10 protein-coding genes and 1 pseudogene are annotated in these 19,047 nt (G+C 70.4%); 5 read left to right on the top strand and 6 right to left on the bottom strand.

Annotated features, from left to right (window positions below; genetic code table 11):
- The 5 genes from CCN44_RS31335 to CCN44_RS31310 form a co-directional block, all read left to right on the top strand.
- The coding region (locus CCN44_RS31335) for a class I SAM-dependent RNA methyltransferase (protein ID WP_244203996.1) at positions 1 to 997 on the top strand (997 nt) is incomplete at its 5' end.
- Between the two features lie 1,907 nt (positions 998 to 2,904).
- Complete coding sequence (locus CCN44_RS47675; RefSeq protein ID WP_158103173.1) at positions 2,905 to 3,057, top strand: hypothetical protein; 153 nt, start codon at positions 2,905 to 2,907, stop codon at positions 3,055 to 3,057.
- Positions 3,058 to 3,219: 162 nt separating this feature from the next.
- Complete coding sequence (locus CCN44_RS31320) at positions 3,220 to 5,418, top strand: 1,4-beta-glucanase (protein ID WP_059253059.1); 2,199 nt, start codon at positions 3,220 to 3,222, stop codon at positions 5,416 to 5,418.
- Positions 5,419 to 5,644: 226 nt separating this feature from the next.
- Positions 5,645 to 6,751, top strand: coding sequence for a ricin-type beta-trefoil lectin domain protein (locus CCN44_RS31315; RefSeq protein ID WP_059253060.1), 1,107 nt, complete (start codon positions 5,645 to 5,647; stop codon positions 6,749 to 6,751).
- Positions 6,752 to 7,027: 276 nt separating this feature from the next.
- Entirely contained in the window at positions 7,028 to 9,646 is a 2,619-nt protein-coding gene (locus CCN44_RS31310) for an RICIN domain-containing protein (RefSeq protein ID WP_059253061.1), read from the top strand.
- Between the two features lie 114 nt (positions 9,647 to 9,760).
- On the opposite strand, the gene CCN44_RS31305 is transcribed toward CCN44_RS31310, so the two are convergent.
- The 6 genes and pseudogenes from CCN44_RS31305 to CCN44_RS31280 form a co-directional block, all read right to left on the bottom strand.
- Positions 9,761 to 11,407, bottom strand: coding sequence for a glycoside hydrolase family 27 protein (locus tag CCN44_RS31305; RefSeq protein ID WP_086701405.1), 1,647 nt, complete (start codon positions 11,405 to 11,407; stop codon positions 9,761 to 9,763).
- An 83-nt stretch (positions 11,408 to 11,490) separates the two neighbouring features.
- Positions 11,491 to 12,903, bottom strand: coding sequence for a non-reducing end alpha-L-arabinofuranosidase family hydrolase (locus tag CCN44_RS31300; protein ID WP_086701402.1), 1,413 nt, complete (start codon positions 12,901 to 12,903; stop codon positions 11,491 to 11,493).
- A 183-nt stretch (positions 12,904 to 13,086) separates the two neighbouring features.
- The gene (locus CCN44_RS31295) at positions 13,087 to 15,399 is read right to left on the bottom strand and encodes a beta-L-arabinofuranosidase domain-containing protein (RefSeq protein WP_086701399.1); all 2,313 of its coding nucleotides are present in this window, start codon (positions 15,397 to 15,399) and stop codon (positions 13,087 to 13,089) included.
- A gap of 257 nt (positions 15,400 to 15,656) precedes the next feature.
- A complete protein-coding gene (locus CCN44_RS31290; RefSeq protein ID WP_079081184.1) occupies positions 15,657 to 16,475 on the bottom strand; it encodes an alpha/beta fold hydrolase in 819 nt (272 codons plus the stop codon).
- Between the two features lie 104 nt (positions 16,476 to 16,579).
- A pseudogene (locus tag CCN44_RS31285) lies at positions 16,580 to 17,461 on the bottom strand (LLM class flavin-dependent oxidoreductase); the annotation flags it as partial.
- Between the two features lie 35 nt (positions 17,462 to 17,496).
- Positions 17,497 to 18,546, bottom strand: a complete 1,050-nt coding sequence (locus CCN44_RS31280) for a zinc-binding dehydrogenase (RefSeq protein WP_208639876.1) — start codon at positions 18,544 to 18,546, stop codon at positions 17,497 to 17,499.
- Positions 18,547 to 19,047 lie beyond the last annotated feature (501 nt).

Raw genomic sequence — 19,047 nt, 5'->3', positions numbered from 1 at the left:
CATCGCCGAGCAGCTCCAGCGGCTCGCCGGCCTCACCCCCGAGGAGGCGGGCTGGGACGGCACGGTGGTCCCGGCCGAGGGTGACAAGCTGCCCGCCGGCCAGGTCCCGCAGTGGCGCACCCGGGTCCAGTACGCCGTCGACGCCACCACCGGCAAGGCGGGCCTGCGCCGTCACCGCTCGCACGAGGTCGAGCCGATCGACCACTGCATGATCGCGGCGGAGGGCGTGAGCGAGCTGGGCATCGAGAAGCGGGACTGGACCGGCATGGAGTCGGTCGAGGCGATCGCGGCGACCGGTTCCCAGGACCGCCAGGTGATCCTCACCCCGCGCCCCGGCGCCCGCCTCCCGCTGGTCGAACTGGACAGGCCGGTGTCGGTCCTCCGCGTGGACGAGAAGTCCGGCGGTGTGCACCGCGTCCACGGCCGCCCCTTCGTCCGCGAACGCGCGGACGGCCGTACGCACCGGGTCGGCAACGGCGGCTTCTGGCAGGTCCACCCGAAGGCGGCGGACACCCTCGTCACGGCCGTCATGCAGGGCCTGCTGCCCCGCAAGGGCGAGACGGCCCTCGACCTCTACTGCGGCGTCGGCCTCTTCGCCGGCGCACTCGCCGACCGGCTCGGTGAGAAGGGCGCGGTCCTCGGCATCGAGTCCGGCAAGCGGGCGGTGGAGGACGCCCGGCACAACCTGGCCGACTTCCCGCGGGTCCGCATCGAGCAGGGCAAGGTCGAGTCCGTCCTGCCGCGCACCGGGATCACCGAGGTCGACCTCATCGTCCTCGACCCGCCCCGCGCCGGCGCCGGCCGCAACACGGTCACCCACCTCACCTCCCTCGGCGCCCGCCGCATCGCGTACGTCGCCTGCGATCCCGCCGCGCTGGCCCGGGATCTGGGGTACTTCCGGGAGGGCGGGTACCGGGTGCGGACGCTTCGGGCGTTCGATCTGTTTCCGATGACGCATCATGTGGAGTGCGTGGCGATCCTGGAGCCGGTTAAGTAGGACGCCTGACCTGGGGTTTGTGCGTGCGCGATATGTGCGGTGTGGGCGTTACGGGCGGTATCTTGACGCTGTGATGACGCTCGTGACGCTCATTTGACGCTCGTTCTGATGTGGTGTCAGGCGTGTTGCGTCGTTGGTCACGCGGTCTGATGGCTAAGGCCGTGAGGCAGGGGTGCTGGGAATCTGGTGGTGCCAAGCAGTCATGCTCAGCCACATGAGCGGAGCGCCCAGCAGGTTCTTGGTCTGCGGTGGTGCACCTGTGTGCGCTGTGGCTGGCAGGCGTGCGGCATGTCGCTCTCGATCAGCACGGCCTGCGCAGCTTCGGCCAGCCCGACCGCCCCCGGGTGGACATCCGTTGTCGGCACCAGGCCCTCGAACTCCCGCAAGAAAACCCGCACCGGGCGAAGAGCGGGAAGGCCCCGGCCTCTTCCTTCACCCGGACAATGCTCGCCCCGTCACCGGATGGGGCGAGCACAATATCGGCCGACAGAGCCGCGCCGGAACTCCGTGCGCTACCGCACCTGCCGGAACTACCAATTCGCCTGGTGGCTGCGGGCCCACCGCACTGCGCCGAATGCGCCGCCGAAGTTCATCCCGCCCAGGAGGCCAAGTGAAGGCGAGCAGATGTCACTGATGTGACGGCGGCGCCGGCGCGGCGGAATCCGCCTCGCCAAGCCGCTCCGCGCCGACCGCTGATCCGGCAGCTTCGGACTGCACCGGGTCGGCGGTCTGCGCATCTGTACTCTTCTATGCGGGCGGAGCCTCGCCGTCCGCCGTCTGGTTCTGCTCGCTGTCGTCCCGAAAAGTGCTGCGCAGCTTGCGCCATGCCCTGACCAAGGGGATGAGCTGCCCCAGGATTCCAGTCAGGACGAAGATCAGAACAGAGATCACGCCTGACCAAGCGAGAATCCAAAGAACCGCAGACGAGTCCACCGTTCGGTCCCTTTCTGTACAGGGCCGAACTGAATGCGGGCACGCCTACTCAGCTCGGCCACAACTCGTGGCTGAACTGAGTTCCGTACCAGCGATAGAAACTCAGGACCTTCAGACTTTTCCGGCTCTGTGTGCGTTGCGAAAGTGGTCGCTCGTCCGTGCACCGTGGCGAGTCAGGCAGGTCGCTGGATCCGCCCGGACTTCTCGGAGCACCCGGTTAGCGCACGCCCTTGAACTGTGGGGGCGATGCCCGGACTTCCAGCCGAAATGCTAGTGGGCCGCAGAGTCGCTGTCTGCGGAACAGGTGAAGTGGTGGAGCGCCGATTCCTGACGAAGGTGCGATCATGGGCCTGGGCGCGGGGGCGCACCCGAGCTGTGGAGGACCACCCCCCGCCGTGGGACGCCCCGACAAAGCCGCGCGTGCGGCCATCGCGCGCCGCCGCTCGGACGCCATCGACCTACGACTCGCCGGCGTGGACTGGCTCACGATCGCCCGCAAACTCGCCGCCGACCCGACAGCCAACTCCGACGGCATGAGCTGCGCGCACCCTGCCGGTTCGTCTTCCGCGACCCCCGCGCCACCCGGATGTACCCCGAACGGGAACGCATGGCCCGCGACGGAGTCGGGGTGCTGCGGAGTGAGGTCGCCAAGAACCCCCGGGCCTGAGAGGGACCGAAGAAGGGCAGTGAAGCGCTTCGATGCTCGTCAGAGCTCCAGGGCGGTGCAAAGAAATCAGCCTCCCTGGCTGAGCAAAGCGCGCTGAAGCCTCTGTTGGCTCGTTGAGCGATCTTGGAAGCGGCCCTTGTGCGCCCTCATGCCTTCACTTAACCTCGCAGCAACGTCGAAGCGCTTCGACTGTGCCTCACGTCGCAGTCATGGGATGTCTGCTTTCAGCTCAGCCAATTCCAGTCACGACACCGCAGCCGACGGCCCTCCGCCGGGTGTCCTGGTGCGCCATGAAGGGGTTGACGCGATGACGCCGAATGCCGTCTCCGCCTGCTGCCGGCCGAGCCGGAGAGGCTTCCTCGTCTTCACGGCGTTCGCCACCGCAGCGGTGGCCGGTGGGATGCCGCTGCTCACCGCCCGGGGCAGGCCGGGCAGTGGGGCGCGCGGGGGCACCACCTAGGGCAAGGCCGCCGACGAGCTGCTCCCGACGCGCAGTGCCGGCGATGTGGCACAGCCGGGCCTTCCGTTGGAGAACGGCTCGGCGGCCGACTGTACCGGCAAGCCCCCGCGCCCTCAGGGGCGTCGCTCTTTCCGTCTCCTTCGCACAAGGAAGAGGTATGCCATGCGCACGCTCCCCATCAGCAGAAGAGCTGTACTCGCCGGGACCGCTGCCGCTGCCGCAGCCGCCTCCCTGCCGCTCGGCCAGGGACGTGCGCAAGCCGCCGCCACCCCCGCGGAGAGCGGATACCGTTGGCGCAACGTGGTCCAGGGCGGTACCGGGTTCATCACCGGGGTGCTGTTCCATCCCTCCGTGCGCGGGCTGGCCTACCTGCGGACCGACATCGGCGGCGCCTACCGGTGGGACGACCGGGCCGATCGTTGGATCCCGTTGACCGACCACCTGGGCTGGGACGACTGGAATCTGCTGGGCGTGGAGGCCATGGCTGTCGACCCGGCGCATCCGAACCGCGTGTATCTGTCCCTGGGCGCGTACACGCAGTCCTGGGCCGGAAACGGGGCCGTGCTGCGCTCGGATGACCGCGGGGCGACCTGGAAGCGCACCGATCTCAGCGTGCGGCTCGGGGCCAACGAGGACGGCCGGGGCTGCGGGGAGCGCCTCCTCGTCGATCCGCGCGACAGCGACACCGTGTGGCTGGGCACCCGGCACGACGGGCTGCTCAAGTCCACCGACCGGGGCGCCACCTGGCAGGCCGTGAGTTTCCCGGCCGCCCCGAGCGCCACCGGCCAGGGCGTCACGCTCCTGGTCGCCGTGGGCCGCAGCGTCTACGCCGGCTGGGGCGACTCCGACGGCACCTCCGCGAACCTCTACCGCACGTCCGACGGCGCCACCTGGGAGGCCGTCCCGGGACAGCCGACCGGCACCGCCGCCAAGGTCCCGATCCGGGCCGCCTACGACCGGCACACGCGCGAGCTGTACGTGACGTACGCCAACGCCCCGGGCCCGAACGGGCAGTCCGACGGCAGTGTGCACAAGCTGCGCACGGCGAGCGGGAAGTGGACCGAGGTCACCCCGGTGAAGCCGGGGGGTACGACGGCCGACGGCTCAGCCGACTCTTTCGGCTACGGCGGTGTCGCCGTCGACGCCCGCCGCCCGGGCACGCTCGTCGTCTCCACCAACAACCGCTGGTCGCTGGTGGACACTCTGTACCGGTCCACCGACGGCGGCCGCACCTGGACGTCCCTTAAGGACAGGGCCGTCCTCGACGTCTCCGAGACGCCTTACCTCAAGTGGGGTGCCGAACAACCCAAGTTCGGCTGGTGGATCCAGGCCGTCGGACTGGACCCGTTCGACTCCCGGCACATCGTCTACGGCACCGGCGCCACCCTTTACGGCACCCGCGACCTGAAGCACTTCGCCCCGGAGATCCGCGGTGTGGAAGAGGCGTCCATACGCCAGCTGGTCTCCCCTCCGACCGGCGAGGCGCACCTGCTCAGCGGCTCCGGCGACATCGGCGTGATGTACCACGAGCGGCTCACGGCCTCGCCCTCGCGCGGCATGGCGTCCAACCCCGTCTTCGGCACCAGCACCGGCCTGTCCCTCGCCACCGCCACACCCTCCTACGTGGTCCGGGCCGGCTGGGGCGACCACGGCAACGGCGCCTACTCGAACGACGGCGGCAAGACCTGGACTCCCTTCAAGACCCAGCCGGCCCCTGCCAAGTCCGCACCCGGCCCGATCGCCACCAACGCCGACGCCAGCGTGCTGCTGTGGTCCTTCGGCACCGCCCACCCCGCCCACCGCTCGACCGACAACGGCGCCACCTGGACCGAGATCCCCACCTTCCCCAAGGGCGCGGCACCCGTCGCCGACCCCCTCGACCCCACCCGCTGCTACGCCTTCGACACCACCACCGGCACACTCTTCGCCAGCACCGACAGCGGCCGGACCTTCACCGCGCGGGCCACCGGCCTCAGCTCGGGCGACACCGAGTTCCAGCTGGTGGCGGCACCCGGCCGCACCGGCGACCTGTGGCTCAGCCTCAAGGGCAACGGGCTCTACCGCTCGACCGACGGCGGCGCGACCTTCACCAAGGTCAGCAGCTGCCACGCCGCGCACACCCTCGGCTTCGGCAAGGCCGCCAGGGGCGCTTCCTACCCGGCGCTCTACATGGCCGGCGCCACGGACGCCATCACCGCCGTCTACCGCTCCGACGACGAGGCGAAGACCTGGACACGGATCAACGACGACCGTCACCAGTGGGGCTGGACCGGAGCCGCCATCACCGGCGATCCCCGCGTCTACGGGCGGGTCTACATCGCCACCAACGGACGCGGCGTGCAGTACGGGGAGCCCGCCTGACGCGCGACAGCGTATCGGTGTCGTCCTCACCGGCCACGGCACCTGACGGCCGCGCCCGGCCACCCGGTGGGCAACCGCCCTCCTCAGCAGCGACGGCCGACAGGGCGCCCTCGTGTTCGGCGATCCGCACGCCGTGCGGATCGCCGTGACGCACCGCACCCCCATGCCCGCCGGGCGCCGACAAGCCCCGCTGGACAGCAGTCACTCGCAGAAGAGAAGGAACTCCATGAAGAAGTCTCGGATCCTGCCCCTGGTCACGCTTGTCTCCGCCGTGCTCGGGCTGACAGCGGCAGGTGTGACCCCTGCCTCCGCCGCCTCCGACACGCCTTTGCGGGTCATGCCGTTGGGCGACTCGATAACCTGGGGAGTGGGAAGCAGTACGGGCAACGGCTACCGGGCGCCGTTGTGGGACGGACTCGCTTCGGACGGCCACCCGCTGGACTTCGTGGGCACCGGGCGGGCCGGGTCGATGTCCGATCCCGACAACGAGGGCCACTCGGGGTACCGCATCGACCAGATCGCCGCACTCGCCGACGCCTCGCTCACCCGCTACCGGCCCAATGTCGTCACGCTGCACATCGGCACCAACGACCTCCAAGGGGCCTCCGAGGTCAACACCGCCATCGCCCGGCTGAAGTCGCTGGTCAACCAGATCACGGCCGACGTCCCCGACGCAACCGTCCTCGTCGCCTCCCTGGTCGTGTCCACCAGCAGCTCGGAGGAGCGGTTCCGGGGCGAGTACAACCAGGCCACCCGCCGCATCGTCAGCGAGGCACAGGCGGCGGGCAAACACGTCGCCCACGTCGACATGAGCAGCCTGACCACGGCCGACCTGGCCGACCCCCTGCACCCCAACGACTCGGGCTACCAGAAGATGGCCGACGCCTTCCACCGCGGCATCCGGGCCGCGGACAGCGCCGGATGGCTGAAGAACCCCGCCCCCGCCCCCGCACGCGTACAGTCCGGCATCGCCGGCAAGTGCATGGACGTCAAAGGCGCCGCCACAGCCGACGGGACCGCCGTCCAGACGTGGAGCTGTGGCGGCGGTGCCAACCAGTTGTGGTCCGCCTACACCGACGGCACGCTGCGCTCCATGGGCAAGTGCCTCGACGCCGCCGGCTGGGGCACCGCGAACGGAACCAAGGTGCAGCTCTGGTCCTGTCACGGCGGCGCCAACCAGGTCTGGCAGCCCTACAACGGCGGCTACCGCAACCCCGCTTCGGGCCGCTGCCTCGACGTTCCGGGCTCCTCCACGGCCGACGCCACGCAGCTCCACCTGTGGGACTGCAACGGCGGCTCCAACCAGAAGTGGACCACTCTGACCGCCGGATGATCCCGGAAGAACATCGGTAGCGGGTACCGCTGCGGAGCAGCGGTCACCCGGCCACCGAGCGCCGTCCCCCTCACATTCCGTCACTTCCCCGTCGGGGGCACGCGGTGGCACCCGGGCGTTGAACACCTCCCGCCGCACCACGAGGCGACCTGGAAAAAGCTCCAGAATCACGGCAACCCTTCGCGCAGCCTGTGACCACAAGGAATCGGATCCGGCCAGTTCGGCAGCAGGGATCCGGATTTCCACGGGAACAGCACGCAAGGAGAACGCCTCCCCATGAACCACCCCACGAACGGCGGGCGCCGCGGACGTCACCGCCGCCGCTGGACCGCCACTGGTCTGGTGCTCGGTGTGCCCGCCGTCCTCGTGCCGTACCTCCTGTTCGCGCAGGAGGACTCGCAGGCCGCGACGGTCGACGGCGGTGCCTACTACCGGCTGGTCTCCGTGCGCAGCGGCAAGGTGCTGGACGTCAACGGCTTCTCCACCGCCGACGGCACCCGCATCCAGCAGTGGACCGACGAGAACACCGCCAACCAGCAGTGGAGGCTGCGGTCCACGGGCGACGGCTACTACGAGCTGGTGAACCGCAACAGCGGCAAGGTGCTGGGTACACGGGGCGATGCGACCGGGGCCGCCGCCGAGCAGCAGACCGACAGTTCCTCCCCTTCCCAGGAGTGGCGGATCAGCGAGGTGGGCGGTTCCGGCGCCGTCACCCTCACCTCCCGCAGGAGCGGCCAGGTGCTGGGCGTTTCGGGAGGCTCCATGGCCGAGGGCGCGGCGGTCGTCCAGTACCCCGGCAAGGGCGGCACCGACCAGCAGTGGAAGCTGGTGAGGACAGCCAAGACCCGGACGGCCGCGGCCGGACCGTATGTGTGGAAGAACGCCCAGGTGGTGGGCGGTGGTTACGTCACCGGGCTGGTGTTCAACCAGCGGGAGAAGGGTCTGCTGTACGCCCGTACCGACATGGGCGGCGCCTACCGCTGGGACACCGGGGCCGAGCAGTGGATCCCGCTGACCGACTGGATCGGCGAGAAGGACTGGAACCTGCTGGGCATCGACTCGGTGGCCACCGACCCCGTCGACCCCGAGCGGCTCTACCTGATGGCGGGCACCTACACCAACGACTGGGCGGGCAACGGCGCGATCCTGCGCTCCACGGACCGGGGCCGCACCTTCAAGCGCACCGATCTGCCGTTCAAAGTAGGCGGCAACGAGGACGGACGCGGGGCGGGCGAGCGGCTCGTGGTCGACCCGGCCGACCACGGCACCCTGTTGCTGGGCACCCGCAGGAACGGCCTGTGGCGCAGCACCGACTACGGCGTGACCTGGCGCCAGGTGCCCTCGTTCCCCGTCAAGGACGGGGCGAGCAGCGGCGCGGGCATCTCCTTCGTGACGTACGGTCCGGCCGGCAGCAGGACGGTCTACGTCGGTGTCGGCGACAGGTCCACCTCCCTGTACCGCTCCACCGACGGCGGCGGCACGTGGCAGGCCGTCCCCGGGCAGCCCACCGGCCAGCTGCCCCAACACGGCGTGCTCTCCGGTGACGGCTCGCTGTACCTGACGTACACCAACAACCTCGGGCCCAACGGCGTGACGGGGGGCTCGGTGTGGAAGTACACGCCGGCCCGCGCCGCGTGGAAGAACATCTCCCCCTCCCAGGGCTCTTACGGGTTCTCCGGTCTGGCCGTCGACCCGCGCAAGCCCTCCACGGTCATGGTCACCACCCTCGGCCGCTGGTACCCCCAGGACGAGATCTACCGCAGCACCGACGGCGGCACCACCTGGAAGGCACTGGCCGACAAGTCGGTGCGCAACGCCTCCGCCGCTCCTTACGTCGGCACCCACACCGGGCACTGGATGACCGCCCTGGCCATCGACCCCTTCAACTCCGGACACGTGCTGTACGGCACCGGCAACGGCATCCTGCGCAGCAAGGACGCCAACGCCTCCGACAGCGGCGGCACCAGCCACTGGAGCATGGGCGCCCGAGGGCTGGAGGAGACCGCGCTGCTGGACGCGATCGCCCCGCCCGGCGGCGCCGCCGTCGTCACCGCCATGGGCGACCAGGGCGGCTTCCGGCACGACTCCCTGACCAAGGTGCCCTCCGGCCGGCTGAAGAACCCGCTGATGACCAACAGCACCGACATCGACTTCGCCCAGTCCAAGCCCTCGATGATGGTCCGCGTCGGCCGTGGCGGCGCGCAGGACGGCGCCTACTCCACCGACGGCGGCCTCAGCTGGACCGGCTTCGAGGCGGAGCCGGTGGCCGGTGCCCAGGACGGCCGTGTCGCGCTCGCGGCGGACGGCTCCACCATCGTCTGGACCCAGGCCGGCCAGGCCCCGTACCGCTCGACCGACAGGGGGGCCAGCTGGTCGAGGGTCGGCGGCCTGGGCGACGACGCCGTGGTCGTCGCCGACCGCTCCTCGTCCAGGACCTTCTACTCCCTGTCCGGCGGCACGCTCCACGCCAGCACCGACGGTGGCGCGACCTTCACCGCTCGCGCCACCGGCCTGCCCTCCGGCCGGCTCACAGCGGTGCCCGGCATCGCCGGAGACCTGTGGATCGCCGGCAGCACCAAGGGGCTGCTGCACTCCACCGACGGCGGCCGTACCTTCACCACGCTCAAGACGGTGCAGTCCGCCTCCGCCCTCGGCTTCGGCAAGGCCAAGCCGGGCACCGGCTACCAGGCGCTGTACCTGATCGGCACCGTCAAGGACGTCACCGGAGTCTTCCGCTCCACCGACAAGGGCGCCACCTGGCTCCGCGTCAACGACAAGGCCCACCAGTGGGGCGCCATCGGCGGCGTCGGCGTCATCACCGGCGACCCCGACACCTACGGCCGCGTCTACGTCGGCACCAACGGACGCGGCCTGCAGTACGGCGACCCCTCCTGACCTCGACACACCCGAGCGGGGCCGCAGGCACGACCGCCTGCGGCCCCGCCACGGCCGGTGTACTCCGCGGGCCTGTCAAGCAGGCCCGCGGGGTGACGGGTTACGGGGTGCGGGTCACGGGAGCGTGGTCCACTTCTGGTTGTTCTGGCCGTTGCAGGTCCACAGGATGACCGGGGTCCCGTTGGCGGAGCCGGCCTCCTTGGCGTCGAGGCACAGCCCGGCGCGGACGTTGCGGACCGACCCGTCGGAGCCGACCGTCCACTTCTGGTTGTCCTGGCCGTTGCAAGGCCAGATGACGACCGGCGTGCCGTTGGTGGTGCCCCGGCCGGAGGCGTCCAGGCACTTGTCGCCGTAGACGCGGATCTCACCCCCGGCCCAGCTGGTCCAGAGCTGGTTTGCGGCGGTGTGGCAGTCCCACAGCAGTGTCTTCGACCCGGCCGCGGTGGCGGCGCCGTCCACGTCCAGGCAGCGGCCGGACCCGCCACCGCGCAGGCGCCCGGTGGTGGCGGCCAGCGGGCTGCCGCCGGTCATCCTGTACACGGCGACACCATGCGCCGGGACGCTCGCGGAGATCTGCCCGGAGGTGCTCGACGTGCCGCCGGTCCACAGGTCGGTGAGGGTGAACGACCCTCCGCTCAGGCCGACCTGGGCGGCCGTGGCCGTGATGGTCGCGGTGCTGCTCCCTCGGTTGAACAGGCCCACGGCGACCGAGCCGTCGGACAGGCGCTTGGCGAACACCTCGGTGTCGCCGTCGTCGCGCACCCGGCGCCCGCCCGCGCCCAGCGCGTCCTGGTTCACCGCCAGCAGACGCGGGTTGCGCAGGATCGCGCTCACGTCGGCGGACATGGTGCGGATGTCGTTACCGGCCATGAGGGGGGCCGAGAGCAGCGCCCACAGGGCGAAGTGGGCGCGGGACTCGGTCAGGGACAGGCCGGGGCGGCCGACGACGAGCATGTCGGGGTCGTTCCAGTGTCCCGGGCCCGACTGCGCGGCCAGGGGCGCGGTGACGTCCAGGACGTTGCCGACGCCCATCGGATAGCTGTTGGTGTTGTTGTTCTGCCAGATGTCGAGCAGGTCCTCGGTCGTCCGCCACAGGTCGGCGACCTGACCCCAGTCGTACTTGTCGCCGGTGGGGGAGTGGAAGCTGTTGGGGTTGATGCTGTAGACGATCGGCCGGCCGGTGGCACGCAGGGCGTCGCGCATGGTCGTGAACCGCGCGATCTGCTCGCTGAGGGTGCCGCTGCCGGAGCACCAGTCGTACTTGAGGTAGTCCACGCCCCAGGAGGCGAAGGTGGCGGCGTCCTGGGCCTCATGCCCCTTGCTGCCGGTGGAGCCGGGGTAGGTGCCCACCCCCTGGGCGCATGTCTTCTCGTTGGGCGCCTGGTAGATGCCGAACTTCAGGCCCTTGCCGTGGATGTAGTCCCCGAGCGCCTTCATGCCGCTGGGGAACTTGGTCGGGTTGGCCCGCAGGTTGCCCGCCGGGTCGCGCTGGGGGTCGAACCAGCAGTCGTCGACGACGACGTACTGGTAGCCCGCGGCCTTCATGCCCGAGGACACCATCGCGTCGGCGGCCTGGCGGACCTGCGCCTCGGTGATCCCGCATCCGAAGCTGTTCCAGCTGTTCCAGCCGAGCGGCGGGGTCAGCGCGGGGCTGCCCGGCGCGGCCTGGGCGGTCGTGCCGGCGGAGGCCGTGGCGCAGGCGCTGAGCGTCAGCGCGCCGGCCGCGAGGAGCCGCAGCAGTCGTCTGTGCAGGGGAACCATGGGGGTTCCTTCCCGGCCCGCGAAGCGGTCGCCGCTTTGCGGGCCTGATGGCGGTCAGGAGTGTGTGTCCATGTGCGCGCGGGTCAGCGTCGCAGGGTGAGGAGACCCGGCCGGTACGGCAGTTTCAGGTAGTCGGTGCCGTCCGATGCGGGGCTCCTGCCCTGGTAGAGGAACTGCAGGTTGCAGGGATCGACGGTCATGGTCTGGTCGGGGCTGGTGCGGACCAGGTCACCGTGGCTGATGTCGTTGGTCCAGGTGGCACCGCTGTTGGCCTTGCCGGCGAAGGGGCTGCTCTCGCTGCCGGCCTGCGCTGTCCACGGACCGTTCAGGCTGGAAGCGGTGAACGAGCGGAAATAGCGGCCGTTCGCCCCCATCGCCTCGACGATCATGAGGTACTGGTTCTGGCCCTTGACCCTGTAGACCTCCGGCGCCTCGAACAGCCTTTCCTTCGTGTCGCTCATGACCGTGGTGTACGACGAGCCGAAGCTGCCCGGGAAGTTGCCGATCGGCATGGTCGACTTGTAGATCTTGCCGTTGTCGTCGGCGAAGAACATGTACATGTTCTGGTTGTCGGCGATCATGGTCGGGTCGATCGGGCCGCTTTCGGGGAGGCTGCCGGTGAACAGCGGTTGCGGGGCGGACCAGCCGTTGGGGTTGGTGGGGTCGCTGGACGTGCGGTAGGTGAAGGGCCAGGCGGTACCCCACCCGTTGGATGTCAGCACCCAGATGTTCTTGGGCGCGAAGTAGAACAGTTTGGGCGCCACCGCCAGGCCCTGGCTCATCCCGGTCTGGGTGGCCGTCGCCATGTCCGACCAGTTCGTGAAGGGACGGAACGCCATCGTGCCCCACGACGCCCCGTCGGAGGTGGTCGCGTAGACCAGCTGCTTGCCGTTGTACGGCACGGTGGTGAAGTCCTTCAGCGCGACCCAGCCGTTCGACGGCTGCGCCAACGGGCCGGTCGACGACCACCGGTACGCCGACGGCAGAGCACACGTATCGCCCGGCGGCGCGGACGGCCCCGTCCACTTCTGGTTGCTGCCGCCGTTGCAGTTCCAGAGCTGCACCGCCGTGCCGTTGCCCGTGGCGCCGCCGCTGACGTCCAGGCAGAGCCCGGACTCCACTCCGACGATCGTGCCGTCGGAGTTCACCCGCCACTGTTGGTTCGCACCGCCGTGGCAGGCCCAGATCTGCACCCGCGTACCAGCCGCGGTGGCGTGGCCGGGCACATCCAGGCACTTGTTGCCGTACACGGTCAGCTGGTTGTTGTCCGTCAGCGTCCACTGCTGGTTGGTCCCGCCCGTGCAGTCCCAGATCTGCACGTTCGTGCCGTCCGTCTGGGCGGCGTTCGGCACATCGAGACACCGGCCGGAACCGGCGCCGCGCAAAGCGCCGCTGGTGGCCGCCTGGGCCGGGCCGGCGACGAGTGTCGCCGCCGAAGCGACCAGGGCCGCGAGCACCACGGACAGATGCCTGGGGCTGAAACCACGTCTGCGCATGGGGGTCTCATTCCTTGAGTGAGCGGTTCCGGTCGGCCCCGTCAGAGGCTCTCCGGACTGTCGATGCGCTACGACCCGACCTTGGTGTGGGTCATCGAACGATCATGTTCGTCATTTCGAACAATGGTCGAAGTGCCGCGCAAAAGAATGGGAAGAGTGATCACCATCTGCTTCCGGGGGGCGTCAGTTCCGCACGAGGCGCCAGCGGTTGTCGGCGGTGCCGTCGTCCGCGTCCTGCACCGCGAACGCGCCGACGGCGGTGGAGCTGTTCGCGATGGCGAGCACCTTGCCGCTGTGCACGTTGCGGATCTTGTAGGTCCCGTCTCCCTGGTCGAGCAGCGTCCAGCGGTGGTCGGCGGTGCCGTTGTCCGCCCACTGCAGGACGGTCGCGCCGGCTGCCGTAGACATGCCCTGGACGCCGAGCACCTTGCCGCTGTGGGCGTTGCGGAAGCGGAACCCGTTTCCGTCGGGGATCATGTGCCAGTCGTGGTCGGCGGTGCCCGAGTCGTTCCACTGAAGAGCGCGGCCGCCGTCAGCCGTGGACATGTCCTGGATGCCCAGCACGAGTCCGCTGCCCACGTTGGCGAGACGGACGGTGCCGGTACCGCTGGTGTTCCAGTAGACGGTGTAGTTGTGGCCGTGCGCGTCGTGGAACGGGCCCAGGTCGACGGTGGATCCGTCGGCGGTGGCGGTGAAGGCGAGCGACGTGCTGCCGGTCCGTCTGATCGAGGACGTGTCCAGCCTCGGCAGGGAGTTGAGCACGGAGTCGCCGTAGTGGCCGGACAGGACCACGGGGCCGTAGGTGATCGCGGCGACGTGCGCGTCGTCGTTGGCCGCCCGCAGGACGACCCGCATGGGCAGGCGGACGGTGACCGTGTCGCCGGAGGTCCAGGAGCGGGTCAAAGTGGCGTAGCTGCCGGGCGTGGTGGTGATGTTCTGCGCCGCGCCGTTGACACTGACGGTGGCCCCGGAGGTCCAGCTCGGGATCCGTATGCGCATCGCCCAGGTTCCGCCGACGTCACCGGTGACCCGCAGGGTCGTGGTGTCGCTCACGGGATAGGCCGTCGTCTGGGTGACGGTGATTCCGCGCTCCGACCAGGTGAGCACCGAGGGCACGAACATGTTCACGATCAGCGTGGTGTCACTGCGGTAGTAGACGGAGTCCATCAGCCTGGTGTGCATCTCCAGGCCCGTGCCCTGGCAGCACCAGAAGGTGCCGTAGTCGGTGCTCCACGTGCCACCGCCCCACGCCGGGCCCACGCCGCGTCGGCCTCCGGGGTTGAGCGGGGTGAAGTAGGTGACATGGCCGTGGTCGTCTGCCGGGTTCTGCTGGCCGATCATCTGGTTCAGCCACGCCTGCTCGTAGTAGTCGAACAAGGCGGCCCGGTCCGGGTCCAGCGCGAACAGCTCCCGGGTGAGGGTGAGCATGTTGAAGGTGTTGCAGCTTTCGCACGTGTCCTTGTTCAGGTAGCCGGCGATGGCGTTCGGGGCGCGGAAGTGCTCCGCCTGGCTGTTGCCGCCGATGGCATAGGTGTGGCTGTTCACGCAGAGGTTCCAGGCATGGGTGGCGATGTCCCGGTACCGGGTGGTGCCGGTGGCCTTGAACTCCCGCGCGGCCCCGATCCACTTGGGTATTTGCGTGTTGGCGTGCAGTCCGCTGAGCTGGTCCTGGTCCGCCGCCAAAGGGTCGAACACCGCGGCGTGATCGAACCGCTGGGCGACGGTGAGCCATCGCGCGTCGCCTGTCTGCTGGTAGAGATCGGTCAGTACGGCGTTCATGCCGCCGAACTCCGTCTGCAGCATGGCCTGCATCTGCTGGCCGCTGAGCCGGCCGGTGCGCCGGTCGACCCACCCCGCCAAGGAGAGCAGGACATCACGGGCTTGTGTGCTGCCGATGTGGCGCCAGACGTCCAGCAAGCCGGTCAAGGTCTTGTGGATGGTGTAGTACGGCACGTTGCCGTTGCTCAGGGTCCGCTGCTCGAGAGCGGTGAAGTCGGATTCGGGGTAGCCGGAGAGATACCCGGCGCCGAAACCGGCGGCACTGTTGTTGGCCTGGCATTTGGCCAACTCCGCAACCATGTGGATCGCCTTGTCCCGGCAGACGGTGTCCCCGGTGACCGCGTAGAGCTGTGCCCACGCCGTGAGGAAGTGCCCTTGGACGTGGGTGCGGAAGGGGAACGTCGGTGCGTCCCAACCACCGTTCGCAGCCGCACCGTTGGTGGGCAGGCGGTGGTTGGCGCGGAAGTTGTGGAGCAGCCGGTCGACATCGACGAACCGCAGGTAGTTCCGCGTACGGTCCTGGTTGTCCAGCCAGCGGCTCGCGGTGAGCCGGACCTGGCCGAGCGCGAAGGGATGCGCGGACACCCCTATGTCGGCCCTCGCGGGAGGGACGGCCGCTCGGGCAGGCGATGCGCCGATGAGGGAACCGGTGGCAGAGGCGGCGGCCGTGGCCCCGGCTAATTGCAGGAGACGCCGTCTGCTGACGGAGGAAGACATCTCGCACCCTTCGGTGGGGGGAAGGTGACTGCTCGGTCTTCGGTGCGTTCGTTCACAGGTCGGGCGGTCGGGCCCGACGCGTCACGTGCTCATCCGGTGGGGTCTCGGTCCGGTCGACCCCCTGGAGTGATCCATGGGATGGATTAACGGATACGGACGTTGCTCCTGTCTAGTCTCGCGACACGGAAGGCTTGGCTACTTGCGGGTTTCGTCCGGCTCACGCCCCTGACGTTTCCTCCCGGCCGGCACCGGAGCGGTCACTCCGGGTGGCCGGCGAAGAACGCGGTCAGCGCGTCGTTCACCGCGCCCGGGTCCTCCAGATGCCCGTAGTGCCCGCAGTGCGCGATCTCGACGTACCGGCAGCCCTCCACCGCGTCGGCCACCTCCCTGCCCAGGTGCGGCGGGGTGACCAGGTCGTCGCCGAACGCGATCACCGCGCACGGCACCGTGATGCCCGCGTAGTCCCGCAGCCGGTCGGGGATGAGTGTGCTCTCCAGCTGGTACCGGTACCCGTCGCCCGTGTCGAGCGGCCCTTCCATGAGGGCGATCCAGTCCTGCGCCCGGGAGTCGTCCGCCAGGGTGGACTGCGACAGGTTCTGCATCGCCCGCAGCACCCCGCGGTGGGCGTCGGAGACGCTGGGCGCGCCGCGGCTCTGCTCGATCTCGGCCGTCACCATCGCCCGGCGCATGGCGTCGGTGCGCCCGCGGGTGGCCATGAAGACGGCCTGGCGGACCAGTTCGGGACGGCGCAGCGCCAACTCCTGCGCGACGATGGCACCCAGCGACAGGCCCACCACCCGGCAGGGCGCCGGGCCGAGGGCCTCGATCAGGCGGGCCGCGTCCTCGACCAGGTCGTCCAGGCCGAACGGCCCGGTGGGACCCGGCCCGCTGCCCCGGTTGTCGAAGGTCACCGTCTGGTAGCCGGCCCGTACCAGGGCCGGCACCTGATAGGCGTCCCAGCTGCGGGCGCTCCCGCCGCTCCCGGTGATCAGCAGGACGGGTTCGCCCGTGCCCCGGCGGGTGTGGGCCGGCACTTCCGGCGCCGTCCGGGATGCGACGGCTGTCCGAGTGGTCATGATCCCCATTCCTGTCCTGTGCGTCGTCACCGCGGCCGGCGCTCGTCCGGGCCGGCCGGATCGTGCGGCCGTGCCGCCCGCGCATCCCCGCCGCCGAGGCCGGCGAGCTGAGCCGGCGCCCGCGACGCGATGCGCTCGAAGGTCCGCTCGTCGGCCGCGAAGACGGAGTCCTCGACGGGCCAGTGGACGACGATCTCGGTGAAACCCAGCTCCGCCCGGCGCCCGGCGAAGTCGACGAACGCGTCCACGGATCGCAGGGGGTCACCACCGGTGAAGCCCGTCAGCAGGATCCGCTCGATGTCCCGCGCCGCCCGCCCCTGTTCGGCGAGGGCCTTGTCCAGGTTCCGGACCTGCTCCACGAGCGTGGCGTGGAAGCGCTCCTCGTCGCCGTCGGGCAGCCGCGGGTCGCCCAGCGTCACCCACGCCTGCCCGTACCGGGCCGCCAGCCTCATGCCTCGGGGCCCGGTGGCGGCCATCGCGAACGGCAGTCTCGGACGCTGGAGGCAGCCGGGCAGGTTGCGCGCCTCGTGGGCGCGGTAGAAGGAGCCGTCGTACGAGACGACGGGCTCCCTCAGGAGCCGGTCCAGCAGCTCGGTGAACTCCTCGAAACGCGCGGCGCGTTCGCGTGGCGGCCAGGGTGCCTGCCCGAGGGCCGTGGCGTCGAAGCCGTTCGCTCCGGCGCCCAGTCCCAGCGTGACCCGTCCCCCCGACAGGTCGTCCAGAGACATGAGTTCCTTGGCGAACGGCACCGGATGACGGAAGTTGGGCGAAGCGACGAGGGTGCCCAGCCGGATCGACCGGGTGGCCGCCGCGGCCGCGGCCAGCGTGGGCACGGCGCCGAACCAGGTCCGGTCCCGCAGGTTGCGCCACGCCAGGTGGTCGTAGGTGTAGGCGGCGTGGAAGCCGAGTTCCTCGGCGCGCAGCCACCTGCGGCCGCCGCCCTCGGTCCAGCGCCGGGTGGGCAGGATGACGGTGCTCAGCCGCACGGTGTTCTCCCTCCGCGGACGTGGTTCTCGCGGCCCTAGGGACGCAGTACGGCCTTCAGCACCCCGCCCGTACCGACCTGCCGCAGGGCTTCCTCGCAGTCCGCCATCGGGAACTCGGTCACCAGGCTCGCCAGGTCGAAGCGAGCGGTGAGGGCCGGGAGCAGGTTCACGTAGGCCACGAGGTGGGCGCCGGTGAAACCCCAGGAGCCGAGGAGGGAGAGCTGGCGGTGGACGAGCTGGTGCGGGTTGACGGCGACCTCGCCGCGGTCCGTGTACTGGCCCACGACCAGGTACGAGCCGCCGCGCCGGGCCATGGCGATGCCCTGCGGCACGGCGTCCGGGGCACCGGCGCACTCGATGACGAGGTCGGCGCCGTACCCGCCGGTCAGGGCGCGGACCTCGGCGAGCGCGGCCGCGGCGTCCATGCCGTCGATGATGTCGATGTGGTGGTCGCCGATGCCGAGCCGCCGGGCGACCGCGAGGCGGGACTCGGGCCCGCCCACCACGATCACCTGGGCCGCCCCGGCCAGCTGCGCCATGGCGGCCGCGGCGAGCCCCACCGGCCCGCTGCCCTGGACCACCACGGACTCGCCGAGCCTGACGGGCCGCCGGCCGTACAGCGCGTGGATCATGGTGGGGCCGGCGCAGGCCAGCGACATCGCCGACGCCGGGGGCACGCCCGCCGGGAGCTTCACCACGCTGGTGCCGGCCCGCAGCACCATGCGCTCGGACCATGAGCCGGACGGGCCGGGGGCGTTCGCCACGGGGAGGTTGACTCCGTAGGTGGTGCGCCGTTCGCACAGGGTCGGTTCCTCGTGCATACGGCAGGGCACGCAGGAACCGCAGGAGATCGAGGACGCCCACATCACGGTGTCGCCGACCGCCAGAGGCTCGCCGTTGGCGTCGGCGAGCCCGCCGGCGCCTATCCGCTCCACCGTTCCCAGCCCCTCGTGCCCGAGGACCACGGGCGTGGGGATGTCCAGCCGCCCGCTCCACAGGTGCGCGTCGGTGCCGCAGACACCGCCGTACTCCACCCCGACCACGACTTCGCCGGGACCGGCCTCGGCGACGTCCAGCTCCTCCACGGCGAGGGGCTTGTTGAATTCACGCAGGACTACGGACCGAGAGGTCGTGTGGTGAGCGTTCGACATTTCCATCCACTACTGAGGGCCGGACAGGGAAGGACCGGGCGTTCCCGGTGCCCGGGCGGCGGTCGGGCCGGTGCCGGCGGCCGGTGTTCCGGCGGGCCGTGGGCTGTGCGGAGCCTAGGGGCGCCGCTTATCGACGCCGTATCGCTTCTCCAACCAGAGCCGGCCGGTCGGCGTCCGGACCGGGACAGCGGCCTGCGAAGCGTGCGCGATAACAAGACGAAAGCTGGGCGACCTACCTTCTGAGCTGGCGTGATGAGGGTGGTCAGGGGTGCCTGGACGGCACGGTCCCCGTGTCGATCGCCGCCGGTTCCCCCCGCTCGGCCGCGCCGGTTCTCCGGCAGGCGCCGCGCCGGGCCCGCATCGGGAGCCGATCCGGCCGGTCCACCACGGGCATCACTACGGACTGCACTAGGAGTCAGCGGCATGGCTGGAACA

The organism is Streptomyces tricolor (assembly GCF_002155905.1).
In the GTDB taxonomy this organism is placed as follows: domain Bacteria; phylum Actinomycetota; class Actinomycetes; order Streptomycetales; family Streptomycetaceae; genus Streptomyces; species Streptomyces tricolor.
This window is presented reverse-complemented; position numbering and strand designations above follow the sequence as displayed.

What these genes read in the sequence shown, in the direction of transcription:
- CCN44_RS31305 (WP_086701405.1), bottom strand. Translation starts at nt 11,407, where the DNA reads ATGGTTCCCCTGCACAGACGACTGCTGCGGCTCCTCGCGGCCGGCGCG.
- CCN44_RS31315 (WP_059253060.1), top strand. Translation starts at nt 5,645, where the DNA reads ATGAAGAAGTCTCGGATCCTGCCCCTGGTCACGCTTGTCTCCGCCGTG.
- CCN44_RS31310 (WP_059253061.1), top strand. Translation starts at nt 7,028, where the DNA reads ATGAACCACCCCACGAACGGCGGGCGCCGCGGACGTCACCGCCGCCGC.
- CCN44_RS31320 (WP_059253059.1), top strand. Translation starts at nt 3,220, where the DNA reads ATGCGCACGCTCCCCATCAGCAGAAGAGCTGTACTCGCCGGGACCGCT.
- CCN44_RS47675 (WP_158103173.1), top strand. Translation starts at nt 2,905, where the DNA reads ATGACGCCGAATGCCGTCTCCGCCTGCTGCCGGCCGAGCCGGAGAGGC.
- CCN44_RS31300 (WP_086701402.1), bottom strand. Translation starts at nt 12,903, where the DNA reads ATGCGCAGACGTGGTTTCAGCCCCAGGCATCTGTCCGTGGTGCTCGCG.
- CCN44_RS31290 (WP_079081184.1), bottom strand. Translation starts at nt 16,475, where the DNA reads ATGACCACTCGGACAGCCGTCGCATCCCGGACGGCGCCGGAAGTGCCG.
- CCN44_RS31295 (WP_086701399.1), bottom strand. Translation starts at nt 15,399, where the DNA reads ATGTCTTCCTCCGTCAGCAGACGGCGTCTCCTGCAATTAGCCGGGGCC.